Source organism: Aequorivita sublithincola DSM 14238 (assembly GCF_000265385.1).
Taxonomy (GTDB): Bacteria; Bacteroidota; Bacteroidia; order Flavobacteriales; family Flavobacteriaceae; genus Aequorivita; species Aequorivita sublithincola.
Window position 1 is genome coordinate 749,771 of record NC_018013.1, and the last position, 21,896, is coordinate 771,666.

11 protein-coding genes are annotated in these 21,896 nt (G+C 38.7%); 4 read left to right on the forward strand and 7 right to left on the reverse strand.

All coding sequences use genetic code 11. The features are described from left to right. The first annotated feature begins 11 nt into the window (after positions 1–11). Positions 12–1,955, forward strand: coding sequence for an OmpA family protein (locus AEQSU_RS03655; RefSeq protein ID WP_014781513.1), 1,944 nt, complete (start codon positions 12–14; stop codon positions 1,953–1,955). A 332-nt stretch (positions 1,956–2,287) separates the two neighbouring features. Here the strand turns inward: AEQSU_RS03655 and AEQSU_RS03660 are convergent, their stop codons facing one another. Together AEQSU_RS03660 and AEQSU_RS03665 are read right to left on the reverse strand one after the other, a co-directional pair. Next, positions 2,288–4,138, reverse strand: a complete 1,851-nt coding sequence (locus AEQSU_RS03660; protein ID WP_014781514.1) for a tetratricopeptide repeat protein — start codon at positions 4,136–4,138, stop codon at positions 2,288–2,290. A gap of 178 nt (positions 4,139–4,316) precedes the next feature. Further along, positions 4,317–8,879, reverse strand: coding sequence for an HYR domain-containing protein (locus AEQSU_RS03665; protein WP_014781515.1), 4,563 nt, complete (start codon positions 8,877–8,879; stop codon positions 4,317–4,319). A 306-nt stretch (positions 8,880–9,185) separates the two neighbouring features. On the opposite strand from AEQSU_RS03665, the gene AEQSU_RS03680 reads away from it, so the two are divergent. After that, positions 9,186–10,664, forward strand: a complete 1,479-nt coding sequence (locus AEQSU_RS03680; protein WP_014781516.1) for an exonuclease domain-containing protein — start codon at positions 9,186–9,188, stop codon at positions 10,662–10,664. A 64-nt stretch (positions 10,665–10,728) separates the two neighbouring features. Here the strand turns inward: AEQSU_RS03680 and AEQSU_RS03685 are convergent, their stop codons facing one another. The 5 genes from AEQSU_RS03685 to acnA form a co-directional block, all read right to left on the reverse strand. Continuing rightward, on the reverse strand, positions 10,729–11,379 hold the full coding sequence (locus tag AEQSU_RS03685; RefSeq protein ID WP_014781517.1) for an HAD family hydrolase: 651 nt from the start codon (positions 11,377–11,379) through the stop codon (positions 10,729–10,731). A gap of 158 nt (positions 11,380–11,537) precedes the next feature. Continuing rightward, positions 11,538–13,109: a T9SS type A sorting domain-containing protein gene (locus AEQSU_RS03690; RefSeq protein ID WP_014781518.1), complete on the reverse strand. Its 1,572-nt coding sequence runs from the start codon at positions 13,107–13,109 to the stop codon at positions 11,538–11,540. A 129-nt stretch (positions 13,110–13,238) separates the two neighbouring features. Further along, positions 13,239–14,252, reverse strand: coding sequence for an LLM class flavin-dependent oxidoreductase (locus tag AEQSU_RS03695; protein ID WP_014781519.1), 1,014 nt, complete (start codon positions 14,250–14,252; stop codon positions 13,239–13,241). A 112-nt stretch (positions 14,253–14,364) separates the two neighbouring features. Further along, on the reverse strand, positions 14,365–15,432 hold the full coding sequence (locus tag AEQSU_RS03700) for an NADH:flavin oxidoreductase/NADH oxidase (RefSeq protein ID WP_014781520.1): 1,068 nt from the start codon (positions 15,430–15,432) through the stop codon (positions 14,365–14,367). 432 nt (positions 15,433–15,864) lie between these two features. Then, complete coding sequence (gene acnA / locus AEQSU_RS03710) at positions 15,865–18,648, reverse strand: aconitate hydratase AcnA (protein ID WP_014781522.1); 2,784 nt, start codon at positions 18,646–18,648, stop codon at positions 15,865–15,867. Positions 18,649–18,878: 230 nt separating this feature from the next. Between acnA and AEQSU_RS03715 the strand changes: the two genes are divergently transcribed. Both AEQSU_RS03715 and AEQSU_RS03720 read left to right on the forward strand, forming a co-directional pair. Then, entirely contained in the window at positions 18,879–19,406 is a 528-nt protein-coding gene (locus AEQSU_RS03715) for a hypothetical protein (RefSeq protein WP_014781523.1), read from the forward strand. Between the two features lie 91 nt (positions 19,407–19,497). Beyond that, a complete protein-coding gene (locus AEQSU_RS03720; protein WP_014781524.1) occupies positions 19,498–21,864 on the forward strand; it encodes a TonB-dependent receptor in 2,367 nt (788 codons plus the stop codon). The last annotated feature ends 32 nt before the right edge of the window (positions 21,865–21,896 follow it).

Below are 21,896 nucleotides of genomic sequence, written 5' to 3' on the forward strand. Positions count from 1 at the left end.
ATTATCAACAGATGAAAAATAAAATTACTAAAGCGATACTGTTTTTATTGATCGTAGGTTTCTCGGGAGTTTCGGCTGTAAACGCCCAAGAAAAGAAACTCGCAAAAGCCAATGAAAACTACGAGCAATTGGATTATGTAGATGCCCAAAAAATATATTTGGCCGTCGCGGAAAAAGGATATGAATCTGAAGAGCTTTTCAGCAAATTGGGTAATAGTTACTATTTCAATGCGCAATATGACCAAGCTGTAAATTGGTATGGACGTTTGTTCACCCTTACACAAGAACCAGCGGACCCCATTACTTTTTTAAGATATTCACAATCGCTGAAAGCAACTGGCAACAATGAAAAGGCAAAGGAATATTACGACGCTTACATTGCAAAAACAGGAAGTAACCCAAGTGTGAAAACCGCGGTTGACTATATGGCTCTTATTCGGCAGAATTCTGGTAGGTATGAGTTAAAGCCGATTGAAGGTATTTATAACACAAACAAGATTTCTTTCGGGCACACCAAGATTGGTAATAAATTGATCTACGCCTCCACTAGCGAAACCGAAACTTTTCTCAACAAGAAAAGCGCTTGGGACGGACTTAGTTTTCTATCGCTTTATGAAATAGAACTTGACGATCAAAATGTTGCTATCGGAAAATCGAAGGAGTTGAAAGGTGCTTTGAACAGCAAGTTCCACGAGTCCTCCCCTGTTTTTACAAAGGACGGAAACACGATGTATTTCACACGAAGCAACATCACTTATAAAAATAAAAAAGACGATCAGAAGCTTAAAATCTACCGTTCCAAAATGGAGGATGGCAAATGGCAAGAAGCTGAGGAGCTAAATTTCAACAGCGATACCTTTTCTTCCGCGCATCCCGCTTTAAATGCGGATGAAACGAAATTGTATTTTTCCTCAGATAGACCCGGAGGTTTTGGCGAATCTGATTTGTATGTAGCAACTGTAAATGAAGATGGAAATATTGGGCAACCAACAAATCTTGGTGCTGAAATAAATACCGGTGGGAAGGAAACTTTTCCGTTTATCTCTTCTGAAAATGAACTTTACTTTTCTTCTGATGGGCATTTTGGCCTGGGAGGTTTGGATGTATTTTATGTGAAGATCAAGGATGATGGTTTTGGCAGTTTGCTGAATGTGGGCAAACCTGTAAATTCTTCCGCAGATGATTTCGCTTTCGGAATAAACGAAACCACTAAAAGAGGTTTTATAAGTTCAAACAGAACCGAAACAGAAGGCAAGTTTGTATACGATAATATTTATTCCTTTTTGGAAACTGCACAAATAATAGATATGTATTTGGCTAAAGTTGAAGGCTATGTAACCGATAAGCAAACTGGAAAACCATTGGAAAAAGCCAGCATCACTATAAAAGATTCCAAAGGAAATGTATTTGCACAATTGACTACAGATGAAAATGGATATTACCAAATTGAAATCAATAAGTTTGAATCCTATTTTATAAAAGCTGAAAAGGATGGTTATGATACCGATGAAAAGGTTTCAAAAGCCAATATGGATAAACAGCAAATTGATTTTCAATTGCAGCCAAACAAGGTTGTAATAACTGGTGGAACCGATTTAGCAAAGGTGTTGAATATTCCAATTATTTATTTCGATTTCGACAAATCCAATATTCGTCCAGATGCACAAGTAGAGCTTGAAAAAATATACGCTGCATTAACCGAATATCCACAATTAAAACTGAATATACGTTCGCATACTGACAGTCGTGGTAATGACACTTACAACAAAGCGCTTTCTGAACGACGTGCAAAATCAACGCTGGATTATCTAGTATCAAAAGGAATTGACAGCAAAAGATTAAAATCTGAAGGTTTAGGTGAAAGCGAATTGGTTAACAATTGTGGCAACAACATAAACTGTTCTGAAGAGGAGCATCAAAAAAACAGAAGGTCTGAATTTATTGTTTTAGAATAATGTACTTACGTGCGGACGGCACGTACTTAATTCCCCAAACTGAGTGAAACCGGAGATGCGTCTCCGGTTTTTTTATTTATTTGCGGGTTGCTTTTTATGAGATGATAAAATTTAGGCTATAGCAATGCTGCGGTGTGAGATGGTGGTAGGATTCGCATAACGAAAAAACTATTTTTATTTTCGATATTGCTTGATGAAATTGTCATAGTTTTAAACAATGCACAAAACCCTTACCTACCTCATATCTCCAATCTGCCTGCTGAATGGCATCTTGTGTAAAGTTCTTAGCCTCTTTTCTAAAAATCAATAAATTAGCAATGGCATTAACACCCCTACTCCAAATGGTCTATCAATTTATCAAAGGCAAGAATATCATCTCCCAATCCTATTTTTCTGCGGATGGCAGCTTTTTTTGATTCTACCTCTTCAGCAGTAATGCCCATTAGGGGCGCAATCTCCTGATTGGAAAGTTGGAGTTTTATCATACAACAGAAAGCCACATCATTATCAGATAAACTTGGAAACATTTCAGCAATTTGCAAGGCGAAAGCGGGGTGTACCTCTACAAATTTGCCTTTAAAATATTTCCAATAATTATTTTGGCCCAAGAGATCCTTTAAATTTGCTGCCAGTACTTGAGAATCCTCCGGGTTTTCCCGATTGTCTATCAATTCTAATATTCTGTTCTGTAGGTCAGCCATCCCTAGAGATACCTCTACCAACTCCCTTTCCTTATTAGCAAGTGTTCTTTCGCGTTCCAAGTGCAGTTCACCTTCCAAGGTGTTATTCTCCTCTAACACCTTTTTAGAATTTTCCAAACTGGCTACCAGTTCGCGCTGCAGTTTAAGACTCTTTCTATTAGAAATGTACAGAACCAGACCAATAGCAGATATGAGTATAAAAATAAGAATACTCAGCACTAGAATATTATCCTTCTTATTGTTGTTCTCCACCAAAAGTTCGTTGTTTTTCGTCAAGACCATATTTTTCTCCCGCTGCAAAGAATTTTGATAGGCTTCCTGAAGTTCCAATGACTTGGACTTATTTATGGCGGTGTTTAATGAATCCTTTAAAAAGTCCATTCTTTCAAAAGATTTCAATGAACTTTCCACCATCCCTTTTTGGGTATAGGTAGCAATCGTCTGTTTTAAAAAGTCTATTTCATTATTGGCGTTCATTTTTAGGCTGGGCGTTTTTGCGTTAGCCTTTACCTTTGCTATTACTTCCAGCGCCTCGTTGTATTGTTTATGGCTATTTAGAAACTCCAGATAGCGTACGCTTATTTCCAAAAAACGAGTTGAATTTAGCTGAAAAGATCCCTCGTATGCATTTTTGAAGGCTACTTGCGCTTCTTGGGTTCTGCCAGTAGCATCATAAACTTGTGCAAGATTGCTTACGCTTACCCACATATATTCTTTATTGTTCATATCCCGAAGGCCGCTTTCTGCTTCCTTTAAGGCTTCTTCAGCGCCCTTATAATTTTCTTCCAACTTAATGAGGCAATCAGCGTAGGTTAAAAGTGTGTAGTAATAATTTGCCCCTTTGTTTTTTGCGAAGATTGGCAGAACTTCTTCATATAAATCTCTGGCAAAAGTATAATCCTCATTGTTATAATAAAGGTTCGCCAATTTTTGCTTCACTATATACAGATCTCTCTTATTCGTAGTTTTACGAAGAATGGCAATGGATTTCTTGAAATTTTCCAGCGCCTTTTCGCTGTCCATCATATAGTTGTAGTTAGAACCCACCTCGCCATAAACTAAACCCTCTCCTTCTTTGTTTCCCGCCTCTTTATAAAATTTCATGGCATTCTCCAGTGCTTCCAAAGATTCCGGATAGCGAGAAACAATGCGGTAGTTGATGGCCAAATTGAGATACATCCTGGCATGTTCCAATGGATATTTTTCGGTATAATCCAGCGCTTTTTTCATGTAAAATTCCGCAGAATCCGGAACTGCCAATCTATTGTACTGTATGCCTATATTACTGTACGTTATGCCCACCACGGTATCGTGGAGTTTTGAAGCATGCTTTAAAAGACGAAACATATAGATTTTGGCAGAATCGGGATTTGACCGAATATTGTTTTCTATCTGTTTGTTAAGTTTATCTATCTGGGGAGTTTGTGCCTGTGTACTTGAGAAAATACAAAGCAATAGGACTAGAGGAATTAGTTTTTTCATAAATAGGTTTGCGAGCAAAAATATAGATTAATTACTATAAATATGATGCAGCCTTGGGGTTTGTGGCAAAATTAAAAACATTCAAAAGTAATGTCATGGAATATTAGTTGGGGATGTTACAAAAAATAACCCCCTTGTGTGGCACAAGGGGGTTTTAATTATAGTTAAGAAACAAGCTCTATTCCTTTAATAGACGCTTTGTTATCTGTCCTTCTTTTCCTTTAATGATCACTACGTAGGTAGCGGCAGCAAGGTTATCAACGTTTAAAGTCTTGGCCGTTGCCATTCCTTTTAAGCTGAAGGATTGTACAAGCCTTCCCGTTAGATCATAAATATTAGCGGTCTCAAGCTCTAGGTTTTGCGGATTGCCAATAGTTACATTACCCTTTGCTGGGTTAGGATATATAGCGATGCTTTCAAGGTTCTGGCTATTATTGCCAGTACCTAGAACACTCTCCACAGTAAGCTCAAACTCGCAAGTTCCTGTATTGCCATACTCGTCCGTTGCCGAAAGCGTAATTGTAAAGGTACCGTCCGCAAGCGCTGTGCCTGCTGCTGGGCTCTGCGTTAAAATAGTTACTGGATCTGTACAGTTGTCTACTGCTGTTGCCTGGCCAGTTGCAAAATAATCTGGCAAGATATAGAAAAGGTTGCCCTGTCCTGGATCCACCGTTTGATCTGCCGGACAACTCACCACAGGTGCAAGAAGATCTACCGCAGTTACTGTAGCAGTACAAGTGGCAAGGTTTCCATTGTTATCCTGGCTGAACACTTGAACCGTTATTGGAGTACCGATATCAGCACAGCTGAATTGGGTAATATCCACCGCTATAGTAAGGATGCCACAGGCATCTTCATTAGATGCAATCACATCATTTGGATCAAGAGTGGCTGTGCCATCAGCGCCAATTTCAATAGTGAAATCTTGGCATACTAGAACTGGGCTTGTATTGTCTTCTACTGTTACAGTTGCAGTGCAAGTTTCAGAATTTCCGTTTACATCGGTTACTGTAAGTACTACTGTATTATCACCAATATTAGAACAATCGAAAGTATCGATATCTAGGTTATAAGAGGCTATACCACAGGCATCGAAGCTTCCGTTGTCAATATCTGTTCCAGCTATGGTAACTGTGCCGGTTACAGGGTCAAGTTCTACTGTAATGCTCTGGCAAGACACTACCGGCGCGGTAACATCTTCCACTGTTACGATTGCAGTACACGTACTTGCGTTTCCATTTACATCAGTTACAGTTAGGATAACATTATTGTCGCCAACATTGCTACAATCGAACGTATCATTATCAATGGTAACTGAGGCAACACCACACTGATCGGTGCTACCACCGTCTACATCTGCTGCAATTATGCTGGCATTGCCATTGGCGTCGAGCTGTATTGTTATGTTTTGGCAAACTGCCACCGGCGCTTCGTTGTCAATCACTGTAATAGTGAAACTACAAGTATTAGAATTGCCATTTACGTCTGTAGCAGTAAACTCAATTGTATTCACGCCAACAGGGAATTGGCTACCACTTGGGTCACCCATTGTTTGAACGATTGTATCCACCCCACAATTATCAAAAGCTATTGGAGTAGTGAAGCTAACGGTTGCGAAACAGTTACCAGCGTCTGTGTTGGCGCTTGTGTTTGCAGGGCAAGCTATGGTTGGAACTTCATTGTCTTCAACAGTGATAACGGTCGTGCAAGTAGCCGTTTGGCCATTGCCGTCATCTACCGTCCAAATTACTGTAGTATCTCCTTTTGGAAGGATTTCGCCAGCTATAGTGGCCGTATTGTTTAGATCATTTGTAATGCTACCGCTGGTGCAATTGTCAGTAAAAGTAGCATCAAGCTCAGTGCCTACCACTGTATATTGGCATACACCGGCATCGGTATCACGGTTGGTATCGGCAACACAGTTGATTACCGGAGCTTCGTCGTCTTCAACATTAACGATAACATCAATTATTGTTTCATTCCCAGCAGCATCGGTTGCTGTTAATTGAATGGTATTACTTCCAATATTTGAACAGTCGAAAGCAGTCATACTTAGTGCCTGAGTTACAACACCACAATTATCGGTAGGCGTTAATCCAAAATCGGCAGCCGATATGGTCACGTTTCCTGACCCATCAAGTTGTACTGTTATTGAAGTACTTTCAATGCTGGGTGAAGGAGAAAAATCTCCTTTTACCCAAACACGATGAATAGTACTATAGCTGTTAATTGTATAATCATCAACTTCCCAACGATTTCCTAGACCTCTAATTCCCCAATGTGCCTGTCCATTTCTCCAAAAAGGAAAATTAGTCAAAGCAAAATCTCCTTCATTCGTAAAGAAGTCTGGAGCATTTTGTGGAATTGAAGCATTATGACTTGCGCCTAGCGTATAGTTTGAAGGATTATTTATTCCAGAAAAACTACCGTTCCCTGTTTTCACATATTCCAAAACTGCAGAATAGTCTGTAGTGAAATCAATTATATTATTTGGATCTCTTGAAGTTTGTGCAAAGAAACGTACTTCTTCAAAATCGATATCGGCAGCCAATACATTTCCGAAGTGACCCCAAGAAGGTGAAGCCGCTTCGCTAGTTCCCAATATGGATGCACCTAATAGCGGAAGATCTGTATTTCTAACCTGAAGGTTTGAGTTATCGCCTGCTTGATGCACATAGTTAAGGATCATTAACCATCCACCGCCATCGGTATCGTTATCTAATGCTCCCTGGAAAGTACTACCATTAAAATTGAAGTAATAAGTTCCAGTTGGCACACTTCCAACTATTTCTGGGAGCATGGAAGTAAAAGGATTAGCCAAAGTTCCATCTCCGTAAATATCTGTAAAAACAGGAGCTTCGTTATCATTTACGATAACATCGAAACTACATGAGGCTATGTTTCCACTTGCATCTGTTACTTCAAAGGTATTTGTTGTTGTTCCTGCTGGGAATGTGCTTCCGCTAGGTAATCCTGCCGTTTGGGTAATATTGATATTTTCAATAACGAAACTGATATCGTCCAGTGTTAAATTGAAATTCCCCAAATCATCTTGTTCAGAAAATCGTAGGCTAACCTGCTGTCCGCTTAAAGTTTGAAGCAAAGCGGTAAGGTCAAATTGTCTAAAATTAGGTCCAATTTGAGTGGTTGGGTCACCTGGATTTGTTGAAAAAACCTCTTGAATAACGCTCATAGATGCATCAACCAAGTCTACTCTAAATTCTTGATTTGGATCTGAAAAGACTCCCGCATTATTACGAATTCTATCATTCCAACTTACAATAGCATTTTGCACATCTGAAGGCACGATAAATGGTTGTGACAATAGGTGTAGTCCTGGACCACCTTGATCTGTAATCACATCAAAACTACCTGATATTGGCGCCAATGAACCCGCTCCGCTTGAGGGTGAAAAAGTACCGTCATTAATATAATAAGAGCCACTTCCGGTATCTACAACACTCCAACCGGAGAAGTCACCAGTTTCAAAACCACCATTTTGAATAAATTCTGTTGTAGACCCTCCGCTGCAATTGTCTGTTGCACTTATGTTATATGTAACAACCGCCCCACAGATTCCCAGATCATTATTTTGTGTAATATTGCCGGGGCAGGTAATTACAGGATCTTCCATATCATTTACAGTTACATCAAAACTACAAGTTACTGTATTGGCATCACTGTCCGTAACCTCAAAAGTATTTGTAGTAACGCCAACAGGAAATTCAGAGCCAGAAGGAAGGCCTGCTGTTTGTATTGGAGTTAAAGTTCCATCTTCAGGATCTGTAGCAGTAACAGTATAATTAACAACAGCGCCACAAATACCTGTGTCGTTAGAAACGGTAATGTCTCCAGGACAGGTAATTACTGGGGGAGCAGCTAATAAAGTAATTACTATTTGCCCATTGCCTGTGTTGGCCCCCGCAGTGTTTGTTTGATTGGTTCCCACATTATAGGAACCGCCACCAGATCCACCAGAATCAGCATCACCATTGCCGCCATCGCCACCTGTATAACCGCCACCGCCGCCGCCTCCATCTTGACCGGCTTCCCAGGAGCCGCCAGCACCACCACCAAAACCACCTCGGTTTTCGTTGCATGAACCATAATACCAGCCGCAGCCTCCTGTAGCGCCATTAAGAAAACCTGTGCCTCCAAAGCCCTGGCCACTAGTACCGTTGAATGATAGAGATCCTCCCCCGCCAGCACTATTTGTTGGGCCGAATACACCGGCCACGTCACCCATATTGTTTGCTAATCCATTTATTGCTCCGACACCGGTAAAAGTTGTACCACCACCACCACCAGCTACCAGCAGAGCATTCATTGAGGATTGGTTGTAAATAAAAGATCCGCCTCCGCCGCCCGCAGCCATACTGCCAGTACCAGAACCAAGTTGTCCCACAGCAATATTTATTACGTCTCCAGCCGTCAAGATAAATTCTCCTTTTATACTGGCTCCTAATCCACCAGGAAAACCAGAATAAGCACCTCCTTGGGCCCCTACGGCCTCAATGGAATAAGGACCCGTAACAGGAACTGTCCATTCTTGAATGCCTTGTGTATTTATAGCAACCTGACCATCTAATGTAGTAGCGACATAAGCTGCATCTACCTGACCTTGTGTAGGGCCATAGCTACCAGAAGCTCCGGCATTTGTAAAAGTGTAAATTTGTGCTTGCAATGGCAGAAAAACCAATGCAATAATCATCACAACAAGCGTGTGGGTAATTTTTTTCATGATTTGGGGTTTTTGTTAAAGGTGGCTAATGTATAAAATTATGTTAATTAATACGTACGTAGTAGTACATATTAATCAACATAATCTATCGAAGAATCTTATAAAAGGTTAACCATTAGCACTATGGTCTTAATAAAAATATCAAATCGTAGTTCTTATCTTACGATAAAATGCCAAAAACCAAGATTAAACGGTTTATGATTTCATAATTTTGATAAAATAGGGTTGGACTATTTCCATTTAACGGGAACTATTCCAAGATATTGAAAATTATTTTTCTACATTTGTTTTCCCAGCAAAAAAATAATGAAATCACAACTTTTCGCTATTATAGATGTAGAAACCACTGGCGGTGGTATTGCAGGCAATCGCATTACTGAAATTTGCATAGCACTTTTAAGAGATGGTGAAGTAATTGATAAATATTCTACGCTTGTAAACCCGGAGCGCGACATTCCGTATTACATTACAGCGCTTACTGGGATTGACAATGAAATGATTGCCAAAGCTCCCTTTTTTTTCGAGGTCGCAGAAAAGATTGAAGAATTTACAAAAGACGCAATTTTTGTAGCGCACAATGTAGGTTTTGATTACAATGTAATTCGTGGAGAGTTTCAGCTTTTGGGTCAGACCTACAATCGCAAAAAACTTTGTACAGTTCGACTTTCCCGAAAATTGATTCCAGGCATGCTTTCTTATAGTTTAGGAAGACTTTGCAGCACCCTAAATATACCACACCTTAACAGGCACCGTGCGGAGGGAGATGTAGATGCAACTGTCATTCTTTTTCAAAGATTACTTTCCTTAGACGTGAGTTTTACCATAATGAATTCATTTATGAACTCACGTTCCAAGCAAGCCACTCTACCGCCTCATTTGTCTGCGGAACAAATAACGGAGTTGCCAGAAGCCAGTGGAATATATCTTTTCAAAAATCAAAAACATAAGGTTATTTATGCGGGCAAGGCAAAAAATATAAAAAAACGCGTACTCTCTCATTTCTACGATAAAAAAAACAAGGAATATCATTTAGGTCAGGAAACCCATTTTATAGATTATGAAATTACAGGCAATGAATTACTGGCGCTATTGGTGGAATCTGAACATATTCGAAAACATTATCCCAAATTCAACCGAGCTCAAAAATGGCCAGCAACAACGCATCAAATTATAAGTTATATAAATCAGCGTGGTATTATTCAACTTGCTTTAGGCAAAACGAAAGTATTACAAGATTCTGTGGGCACTTTTTACAATAAAACGGAAGCCATTGAAAAGCTAGAGGAAATATGTGAAACTTTTAAGCTCTGTCCCCGTTTTTGCAGCTTGCAGAGCAATTCTGAAAAATGCTCTCACTACAGAATAAAAAACTGTGAGGGAATTTGTGAAGAAACCGAAACTGTGGAAGACTATAATCTGAAAGTTCAAGCTGCAATGCGAGCCTTAAAAGAAAATAACCAAAGCTTTGCCATACAGGGAAAAGGTAGAACAGAAGGCGAAATAGCGTTTGCACTAGTGGTTGAAGGACAATACAAAGGTTTTGGTTTTTTTGATAGAAGTGATGCTATTTGTAATATTGAAGACTACGAACCTTTTTTGAAACTGCAGCAAGCCAGTTACCATACGCACGCCATTATTCGGAGTCATCTTAAAAAGAATGGCGAGCGAAATGTGGTTTATTTTGAAGAAGCACCTACCCTTTCAAACCACAGAATTAAGACTTTGAAAAAGAGCGCTGTGAAAGCTAATTTAGAGGATGTTTTTAGTCATTGGGATTTGGGATAACAATTTACGGAATTCAACCAACGGATTTCTTCGTGCCTTGCCATGACGCCTGTTAGGTTTAAAGTTAGTTAGACAATTTTGAAAAAAGTATCTCCTCAAAATTTGTAATCACCCTATCCGCCTTGCTATAATCCTGATTAACGCTATGCGGACTTTTGAAACCTACACAATAAATATTTGCTGCTTTTGCAGCTGCAATTCCGTTAGTTGAATCTTCAATTACCATACAATTGTCACCGTGTTCTTCGGCAAGTTGAGCAGCTTTTATAAAAATTTCTGGATGTGGTTTTGAGGCTTTTAAATCGGCGCCACTTATTTTTGCTTTGAAATATTTATCGAGATCAAAACGTTCGAAAATTCGGTTTATGTTTGGCATTGAAGCAGAAGACGCTAAAATTAAAGTCAATCCATTATCATAATAATTTTTGATTAAATCGTGAACGCCGTTTAAAAGCGCAAGGTCATTATCATTTTCAAAAAGATATTTGAAGTGTTTTCTTTTGGTTGAAACTAAATATTCTGGTGTTTCAGCAAGATTGAAATGCTGGCAAAGTGTTCTGCAAATTGGTAAAGTTGCCTGTCCAGTGAAAGAATCATACATTGCTTCGCTCACTTCAATATTTACATCTTTAAACATTTTGAAGTAGGCTTTTCGGTGTAAAGGTTCTGTATCTACAATTACCCCATCCATATCAAAAAGTACCGCTTTTAGCATTTCTCTATTTTTTTGCGAAGGTACTCGCTCGTTCACTATTCTGAAACTTATTCACCCCTTTTCTAATAAATCAAACATATAAAAAAATCGCCCAACAAACTCCTTATCCAAATGGATTGTGAGTTTTGTTCGACGATTCTCATGAAATGAAACTAGGTTTATTCCACTATCAATTTCTTCACCTGAACAGATTTTTCATTTGAAAAACGCAATAAATAGGTTCCTTGAGGAAGATTCTTATTTACTTCTGTCGTTCCCGAAATTGTTTCGGAAGCTATTGATCTTCCAAGTAGGTCAAATATTTCAAGATTCAGGGAATCATTCGTTTGGACCGTAAATTTTCCATTTGAAGGGTTTGGATAAACAGCAATATTTATTGTGGAAACCGTGTTAATTCCAACCAAGGTATTTATGCCTTTTTCATAAAAAACTTCGCGTTCATCCCAACTTTGACCGTCGTCAAAACGTTTGTCATTCCAAGTAACGTGCAAATTCCCGTTATCGTCAAAACGACAATTTATTTCTTCAAGAACTGGATCTTCAGTATTTATAATCTCTGGAGTTCCAAAGCCTGTTGTTTTGTCGTATTCCATAAAGGAATTGGTTTCGGCGAAAACATCTGTATAAACTACCGCGCAGTCACCGTCCATGTTACAGTCCATATCTATTCTTTTTAAACCTGCGGTAGATGCAATTGCTTCATATTTATTTGCAGAAAGCGTAAAACTATCAGCAACTTCATCATAATCATAAACATTAAAAACATCACGCACGGGTCCTTCTTCCCTATGCACTGTCAAAATCATCGTTTCACCTGTGGGAGCATGAACCAAGGTGAAGTTGTATGTACCTATAAAGTCTGATGTGGCAATTTTTGAAGGCGAAAGATCGTGCGTTGTTTCATCGTAAATTCTATATTTCAACTCATAGACATTTGCAGCATTTTTTTCTGAAAAAAGAAGCATTGCCTTGTTGTTTCCTATACTTCTAATAAAGGGAAATCCAGCATCCTTGCTATCAGTAATATCTGAAACTGGAATATCTGCGGACCAAAGTGTACCGTCAAAATACTTCATATATATTTCCTCATTCACCATATTTTCGCGGTTATCGTAACTCCAGACAACTACGGGCCAATTGGCATCGGTGCTATAAATATCGTGACGCCCAAAAGTATGGTTAACGGTACCGCCAGCGTCAGAAATTTTCAGACCGTCGCTCCAAGTATCCGCAGCAGCATTGTAGTAGGAATATGCAACATAATTTCGCACATTCTCAAAAGCCCAAACATTGTAGCTAACATGAAGATCGCCGTTTGGAGATACTGCTATGGCGCCGTAATGGTTGTTTCTACCGCCAATTTCACCGCCTTTATCTACAAACATTTTGGCTGACCAATCTTGTCCAGGTACTTTTTTACGGAACATTATTTTTTGAAGTCCGTTTGAGTAGTTATCGCTATAAACCACATACGCAGTACCATTGCCAGATACAGCAAGGCGTGGGTCCCAAGAATCTTGGGTAGGATTGTTTGAAACGTCGAAATCTGGATTGCTCCAGTCCAACGCTAAAGTTGTGGGAGCTTTATGTTCTTGTTCTAGAACACTTTGTTTTGAATCGCTATGGTAAAAAAGTTTACCATTTTGATCGGTTTCGTAAGTACCGAAGTTTTGTGAGAATGCCAGACTTACCGTAAGTAAGGCAGAAGCAAAGAGTAGATTTCTTTTCATAATTGAGGAGTTTTTAGAGTTATGTTTCTCAAATATATGAAGTTACTTAGAAATAGCGTACTATTTTTTGTTAATAGAAAGGCATTTTTAGCGTAAAAATGGAATTGGTAAATGTGATTAAAATAATTTCTAATTAGCTCCTTTTATCTGAGATAACAATTCAAAGGAACGTAAACGCGCTATTTGATTATGAATATGTGCTACGGTTATAATCTCATCAATCCTTGTTTCAGCAATAAAATTGACCAAATTTTTCTGAACAGTTTCCTTACTTCCTATGAAAGTGTATTGCATCATTTTAGAAATATGGGCTTTTTCCATCGGACTCCAAAGATTATCCATACTTTCAACTGGCGGTGGAAGTGGCGAGCGTGTGTTTCTGATAATGTTGAGCATAAAAAGTTGCATGCTTGTTGCGAGGTATTCCGCTTCTTCATCCGTATCTGCTACAACCACGTTAACGCAAGCCATTGTATAAGGTTTGGATAATTGTTTTGAAGTTTCAAAATTACTGTGATATAAACCTAGAGCATCGTGTAAATGTGTAGGGGCAAAATGACTCGCAAATGCATAAGGCAAACCGAGTGCTCCTGCCAGTTGTGCGCTATACGTACTAGAACCTAAAAGATATAATGGCACTTCTAGCCCATCGCCGGGTATTGCTCTCACTAAACTATTTTGATTTGCTTTTGAAAATAATTGTTGTAATTCTTGAACATCATTCGGAAAATCATTTACCGATTCCGTGCGTTCTCTTCTAAGTGCCCTTGCTGTTAGTTGATCCGTTCCCGGAGCACGCCCCAAACCTAAATCAATTCTGTCTGGATACAGCGTTGCGAGGGTTCCAAACTGTTCGGCAACAATAAGTGGGGCGTGATTGGGCAACATAACGCCGCCCGAACCTACACGAATTGTTTTTGTGTTTTCTGCCACATAACCAATTATTAAAGGCGTGGCAGAACTTACCAGACTTTCAGCATTGTGATGTTCTGAAATCCAAAATCTTTTAAATCCCAGTTTTTCAACATGCTGCGCTAATGCTAGACTGTTTTCCATTGATTCTTTATGAGTGCTTCCCTGAATTACAGGGACCAAATCTAAAACTGAGAATGGAATGTTTATTAATTGTTCTTCTTTAGTCATAATTAGTCATAATATGTTTAATAGCTAGGGAAAGTTATTTATAAATTGAAACACTAAACCGATTTAAGTGTAAGCGATAAAAGGTCTTCGACTGCGCTCAGACTGACATTAGTTATAACTTTGCTCTTTGATATTGTATTGGCCAAACAAAATCTATGTCCAATTCTTTAGCCGCTAGCATTGGTAAATATGGATTCCTAAGACTTTCACGACCAAATAAAATTAGATCTGCCTTACCTTGTTTTAAAAGTGATTCCGCTTGGATTGCAGTGTTAATTTGTCCAACGGCTCCCGTTAAAATATTTGCTTCCTTTTTAATTTGCGCGGCAAAATCTGCTTGATATCCGGGTTCGCTGGGAATGGTTGCTTTTGGTACATTTCCACCAGAGGAAGTATCAATTAAATCAACGCCCAATTTTTTTAATTCTGTTGCAAGTTTTACTGAATCCTCAATTGTCCATCCGCCTTCAGTCCAGTCGGTTGCTGAAATTCTAACAAATAATGGTTTTTCAGCAGGCCATTCTTTTCGGACTAATTCGGTAACTTCAAGTAAAAGCCTAATTCTGTTTTCAAAACTTCCGCCGTATTTGTCTGTGCGATTATTGGCCAAAGGCGAATAAAACTGATGAAACAAATAGCCGTGGGCCGCATGAATTTCTACTACATCATAACCAGCACTTTCCGCTCTTCGAGTCGAAGCGATATAATCGTTTTTGACTTTTTCAATTCCAATTACATCCAAAGCTAGAGGAATTGGTTCTCCCTCTCTAAAAGGCAAGGCTGATGAGGAAACCGTTTGCCATCCATTTTTATCTTCTGGCGCAATCTTTTTAGCACCCTCCTGCGGCAATTGGTAACTCGCCTTTCTGCCAGCATGCGCTAGCTGAATTCCTATTAATCCATTTTGGGCGTGAACAAAATCTATAATCTCTCTAGGCTTTCTCATATGCTCGTCGTTCCACAGACCCATATCGCCATAAGAAATTCTGCCTTCAGGTGATACTGCTGTGGCTTCTTGAATAACCAATGCCGAACCTCCAACGGCACGGCTGCCTAAATGCACTAAATGGAAATCGTTCGCAAAGCCATCCACACTGCTATACATGCACATGGGCGAAACTACTATTCGATTTTTAAAAGTGGTATTTCTTATTTGTAATGGGGAAAAAAGTAAACTCATTTGATAGTTTGTAGTTTGTAGTTTGTAGTTTGTAGTTTGTAGTTTGTAGTTTGTAGTTTAAAAAAAATTCAAAAATTCATAGAATTTTCGTGTTTTTAAATAATCGAAATTGGTTTCATTTTGATATGCTTCCCTTTCAAAGGAAATATTTCTGTACGCTTTATGGCGATTTCTATATTGAATCCACCTAAAGAGAAATTCGATTCCATACCACAAATAGAAAAAAACAATTAAAAATTCCGCTTGTTGCCGAAGGTGAATTTGTTCGTGGTTTAAGAAAACTGCATCCTCTTTTAAAGAATGATGCTTTAGCACCACGAAGGGCCAAAGCGTCATTCCATTGAAATTTTTTCGAAGTAGTTTCGGGCGGACGATTAAAATCACTTTTTTTTGGATTTGGGATTCGTGAATTCGTGATTCGAATTCACGAATTTACTCTTTCAAAAACTGTCTCAACACATATTGAAGTATTCCTTCATTTTGATAATACGCAACTTCTATTGGTGAATCCAATCGGGCAATTACTTTGAATTCAGTTTCCTTTCCATTATCATCTTTAGCGGTTACCGTTACTTTTTTTGAAGGCGTTAAATCTTTTTCAATACCGGTAATACTGAAAAATTCTTTCCCAGTAAGTCCGTGCGATTTTGCGCTTTCACCTTCCAAATATTGCATTGGCAAAACGCCCATCATTATTAAATTACTTCTATGAATTCGCTCGTAGCTTTCTGCCAAAACTGCTTTTATTCCTAAAAGAATGGTTCCTTTTGCAGCCCAATCCCGTGAAGAACCGCTACCGTATTCTTTTCCAGTGAGCACAATTAGCGGTGTTTTGTCTTTAATATATTTCTGTGCAGCATCGTAAACCGTCATTTCTTCTCCAGAAGGAAGATATCTTGTATAGCCACCTTCTTTTTCTGCCAATTGATTTTTGATACGCACATTTGCAAACGTACCGCGCACCATAACTTCATCATTACCACGGCGCGATCCGTAACTGTTGAAGTTTTTCTTTTCTACACCTCTCGATTTTAAATAAATTCCAGCGGCAGAATCTTCAGCAAAAGCACCTGCGGGCGAAATATGGTCCGTTGTAATACTATCTCCAAGCATCAACAAAGCTCTTGCTCCTTCTATATTTTTAAGCGGTTTAGGATCATCTGAAAGATTGGTAAAAAACGGAACTTCTTTTATATAAGTAGAGTCATCTTCCCACTGATACAGCTTATCATCTGGCACTTCAAGGTTTCGCCATATTTCGTTACCGTCGAAAATTTCGTCGTAATTCTTTTTGAAATCTTTTGGCGTTAAAACTTGACTCATAACCTCGTGAATTTCATCATCTGTTGGCCAAATATCTTTTAAAAAAACAGGCTTACCGTTTCGATCACAGCTTAAAGGTTCTGTTGTGAGATCAATATCCACTCTTCCCGCAATTGCAAAAGCAACTACCAACATTGGCGACATTAAGAAATTCATTTTTACTTGTGGATGAATTCGCGCTTCAAAATTTCGGTTTCCTGAAAGTACGGAAGTAACTATTAAATCATTTTCTTCAACCGCTTTAGAAATTTCTGGTGGCAACGGCCCTGAGTTTCCTATGCAAGAAGTACATCCATAACCAACCAAATGGAAATCTAACGCTTCCAAATCTTTCAAAAGATCTGCTTTTTCAAGATAATCTGTAACCACTTTTGAACCAGGTGCCAAGGATGTTTTTACCCAAGGTTTTACATCTATACCTTGTTCTCTGGCTTTTTTAGCAACCAATCCTGCCCCAATCATTACAAAAGGATTGGAAGTATTGGTGCAAGAAGTTATTGCTGCAATTGCAACAGCACCATCGGATAGCATATATTTTTCATTGCCGTGCGAAATCCAGACAGTTTTTAAACCATCTTTCATCTGGACTTTTTCCACTTCCACATCAGCTGCAATTGTGTGCGACTGCTTTGCTGGTTGCCCTCCGCCTTCTTCCTTCCAGCGCACAAGAGCTTCTTCGCGTGCGGAAGGTTTTATATAATCTCTTCCAAAGGAATCATCCAATAAATCTATAAATTTACTCTTAAAATCTTTTAATTCTATTTTATCTTGTGGACGTTTAGGCCCTGCAACACTAGGTTGAACGGTAGAAACATCTAGTTCCAAAACATCGGTATATTTTATTTTGTCTTCATCTTCTCGCCACAACAAATTGGCTTTGCAATAATCTTCAACAAGCTGGATTTGTTCTTCGCTGCGGTTGCTGCTTCGCATATATTCCAACGTTTTATGATCTATTGGAAAATACGTAATAGTACAACCAAACTCGGGCGACATATTACCAATAGTAGCTCTATCTGGAACTGAAAGATGACTTACGCCAGGACCAAAAACCTCAACAAATTTTCCAACTACGCCATATTTACGAAGCAGATTTGCAATGGTAAGTACCAAATCTGTAGCGGTAGAACCTACTGGAAGTTTTCCGTTTAGTTTTAAACCAATCACTTCTGGACTGATAAAGTAAATTGGTTGACCTAAAATGGCAGCTTCGGCTTCAATACCGCCAACACCCCAAGCAACTACTCCAATTCCATTTACCATTGGGGTGTGACTATCGGTTCCCACAAGTGTATCTGGAAAAACCATACCGTCACGAGCAATAGCGCCTTTAGAAAAATACTCCAAGTTTATTTGGTGGCAAATACCCATTCCAGGTGGCACCACGCTAAAGTTATTGAATGATTTCTGCGCCCATTTTAAAAAAGTATAACGCTCTTTGTTGCGTTTGTACTCTTCTTCCATATTTTGTTGATAGGCGTATTGAGCGGCAAAATAATCTACCTGTACACTGTGATCTATTACCAAATCTACAGGAATTAACGGGTTTATTTTTGAAGCGTCCCCGCCTTTTCGAGCCATTTCTGCTCGGAGCGACGCAATATCTACAACAGCGGGAACACCAGTAAAATCTTGCATAAGTACACGAGCAGGTTTAAAGGCGACGTCTTTCTCACTTTGTTTAGGAGTCCAGTTGAGTATGGTTTCCAAATGGTCTTTTGTAACAGAAAAATCGTCATAATTACGAAGCGCATTTTCTAGAAGAATTCGGATGGAGAAAGGCATCTCCTTTATTTTATGTCCTTGCTTCTCAAGTTCGGGAAGGCTATAGTAAGTAAGTTTTTCTTTTGAAGAATTCAGTGTTTTTTTGAGGTTGTAGAGATCTTGTTGCATAGTGAGAAAATTTAGATACTAAAATTAATTATAAAATACGGCCTTAGCACGCAATTAGATTCGTTTAACAGGGCGTTAACACTATAAAATATGACTTCGAAAAATTGTTCTTTTATAAGAATTATCAATATGTGATAGAAATGTTTCCCTTCCCAATTAATCGAGTGCAGGAGTGATTGCTTTATTATTTTATTTAAATTAGCCGTCGCTAATTTAAACTACACATCGCATTGAAAAATGCAATTGCCTTTTTTCTGCTTTTTATATTCACTCTCAATCTGGGAGGGACCTATGTTATTTTTAAAATTCAGCAACATCAAATTAGAAGAGAAATAAAGCAAGAAATAAAAAAAGGGATTTCTCAAAAAGATTTAACAAGCATAACCGTTTCAACTGAAAACGAAAATGAACTTATCTGGAAAGACCACGAGGAATTTAGCTACAAAGGAATGATGTATGACGTTGTTTATGTTGAAATCTTAAACAAAACTACAAAGATTTACCATTGTATTTCAGACACTCAAGAAAACAATTTGATTGCGCAATATCAAAAGGATCTTCAGAAAAAGCAAAAGAATAAAAACAACCGAACCAATTCAGTGAAAACTGTAAAATTTCTTCAGAAAATAAATCCGCTTCCGCAGAAAGACGAGTTGGCTTTTTCAAAAAAAATACAAGTATCAAATTTCGATTATCAGAACAATTATTCTCCGCTTTCACTAGAAATATCTAGTCCTCCACCTAAACAGGTTTTATAATTTATCTTGAAGCAAATCTGCTTCCCCTAATGCTTTCATCGCAATTATAGCGATGAATGGCACATTCCTAAATTATAAAAATTTTCAAAAAATGACAAAAATTTATCTGTCCCTTTTGGGATTGCTTATTACTGTATCTGTATTTGGTCAAGAAAAACTTACTGGAAAAATATATGATACGGCCAACAATGCTCCTTTGGTTGGAGCCAAAATAGAAATGAATGGAACGGAAGTTTCCAGTACAGATTCTGAAGGGAATTTTTCAGTTCCTTGTTCTGAAAATCAAACCCTTAGCATCAGTTATATTGGGTTTGAAACATCTAGTGTAAAAGTGAAAAATTGTTCCGATTTCATAAACATCGGTTTAAAAACTACAATTAATGCGCTCGATGAGGTACAACTAAGCGGCACGTTGGACAACAATAAAAAAGTGCTCGACAAACCACTTTCCGTAATTCATCTTGAAGAAAAAGAATTAAATCGCGGAACTGGATTATATCTAGACGATGCAATAAACGCAAACGTTCCTGGAGTGATTATGACGCGAAGAGCGGTTTCCTCTGGGCAACAATTCAACATTCGCGGTTACGGAAACGGAGTTGGTTTTAAAGGCGCCACGAACAATTTTGACGGCCAAGGCTATAAAGTATATTACAACAATATTCCGCTTACCGATGCAGAAGGAATCACAATGCTGGACGATATAGATTTCGGTTCCGTGGGAAGTGTAGACGTAATAAAAGGACCAGCAGGCTCAATTTATGGCTTTGCGATTGCTGGAGTTGTAAACCTTACTACTACACGCCCTGAAAATGGACAATCTTCTCTTAGTGAGAAAGTAACTGTTGGAAGCTACGGCTTGGCACGTTTTACCACTCAATTGCAAATGGGTCTGGAGAAATCGTCTGTTTTATTGAATTATGGTCATCAAATTTCTGATGGTTATTTAGATCATAATGCTTCACGTAAAGATTTCTTAAATGCGGTTTTGGACTTTCATCCAAGCGAAAAACAAACCGTAAGCACCTATATCGGGTTTAGCAACAGTTATGACGAACGTGGCGGAGAGCTAACCATTGGACAATACGACACTTTGGATTACAGCGGAAACAAACGTTACATTAAAAATAATGCACATAGCGAAGTGATAAGTTTCCGTGCAGGTTTGAGCCATAAGTATGATTTTACTAAATGGCTTTCAAATACAACAACCGTTTATGGTTCTGGATTGAACACTAACGCAAGTTCTGCGGGTGGATGGACCGATAAAGACCCAACAAACTACGGAACACGAGTTACTTTCGATTTTAATTTTGATTTAAGTGAAGACTTCAGTCTTTCGGGAGTTGCGGGACTTGAATTTCAGGAGCAACGTTCGCAATCCATTAGCTACGGAATGATCGAAAACCCTAATGATCCTGAAGGTTATAACATAATTGGCGCTGTGCGAAGCAACCAATATTCTAAATCTAAAAACAAATTACTTTTTACAGAATGGGTTTTGAAAATGCCTTATGATATTGCCATAACCGCTGGAATTGGCAAAAGCTCAATGAACCTTGATTTGGAAGATCGTGCTTACGATCCTTCAAAAGGAAAACCGCAAGTTGTTTCAGCAAATTATGAAGATTTATTTTCGCCACATTTCGCGGTGAATAAAATTTTCAACAACAATGTTTCGCTTTACGCTTCCTATAGCAAAGGCTACAAAGCGCCCGTGAGCGGCAACGTGATTGTTGGCTATACTGGCGAGCTGAATACGGATCTTAAAGCCGAAGAAGGAAATCAGTTTGAAATCGGTTCAAAAGGAAACCTTTTAAACAGTAAACTACATTATGAAGTAGCTTTGTTTCAAGCTAAATTCAAAAATAAATTTACTTCGGTTGCAGTTCCAGCAGGCGATGGCACTACACTTTATTCATACATAGCCAACGGTGGCGAGCTGAATAATAAAGGTGTGGAAGCATTGGTAAAATATACAGCTTATGAGTCTGAAACAGGTTTCTTCGGAAATGTGAGTCCGTATATAAATGCCGCATATTCAGATTTTAAATATGAAAATTTTGTTTACGAAGCGTTAAGCAGACAAGGTGATTTTACGGTAAATAACTACAGCGGAAAAGCCGTTGCAGGAGTCGCTCCTTGGGTTGTAAATGCTGGGGTTGATTTTGAGACAAACCTAGGTCTTTACGGAACGGTGAATTATGCGTATCACGATCCAGTTCCTTTTACTTCAGATGGTTTAAACGTTGCTGACAGCTATAGTTTATTGAATGCGAAACTCGGCTACAGAATGAGTTTTGGTCACTTTGACCTTGATGCTTATGCAGGTGCAGATAACATTACTGGCGAAAAATATTACATCATGCTTTTCTTAAATCAGCTTGACGATGCATACATTCCTGCGCCTTTGGATACCGTTTTTTATGGCGGACTTAATTTGAAGTATAATTTTTAAAAACCTCTGCGACCTCTGTGTCTCTGCGGTAA

What these genes read in the sequence shown, in the direction of transcription:
- AEQSU_RS03655 (WP_014781513.1), top strand. Translation starts at nt 12, where the DNA reads ATGAAAAATAAAATTACTAAAGCGATACTGTTTTTATTGATCGTAGGT.
- AEQSU_RS03660 (WP_014781514.1), bottom strand. Translation starts at nt 4,138, where the DNA reads ATGAAAAAACTAATTCCTCTAGTCCTATTGCTTTGTATTTTCTCAAGT.
- AEQSU_RS03665 (WP_014781515.1), bottom strand. Translation starts at nt 8,879, where the DNA reads ATGAAAAAAATTACCCACACGCTTGTTGTGATGATTATTGCATTGGTT.
- AEQSU_RS03680 (WP_014781516.1), top strand. Translation starts at nt 9,186, where the DNA reads ATGAAATCACAACTTTTCGCTATTATAGATGTAGAAACCACTGGCGGT.
- AEQSU_RS03685 (WP_014781517.1), bottom strand. Translation starts at nt 11,379, where the DNA reads ATGCTAAAAGCGGTACTTTTTGATATGGATGGGGTAATTGTAGATACA.
- AEQSU_RS03690 (WP_014781518.1), bottom strand. Translation starts at nt 13,109, where the DNA reads ATGAAAAGAAATCTACTCTTTGCTTCTGCCTTACTTACGGTAAGTCTG.
- AEQSU_RS03695 (WP_014781519.1), bottom strand. Translation starts at nt 14,252, where the DNA reads ATGACTAAAGAAGAACAATTAATAAACATTCCATTCTCAGTTTTAGAT.
- AEQSU_RS03700 (WP_014781520.1), bottom strand. Translation starts at nt 15,432, where the DNA reads ATGAGTTTACTTTTTTCCCCATTACAAATAAGAAATACCACTTTTAAA.
- acnA (WP_014781522.1), bottom strand. Translation starts at nt 18,648, where the DNA reads ATGCAACAAGATCTCTACAACCTCAAAAAAACACTGAATTCTTCAAAA.
- AEQSU_RS03720 (WP_014781524.1), top strand. Translation starts at nt 19,498, where the DNA reads ATGACAAAAATTTATCTGTCCCTTTTGGGATTGCTTATTACTGTATCT.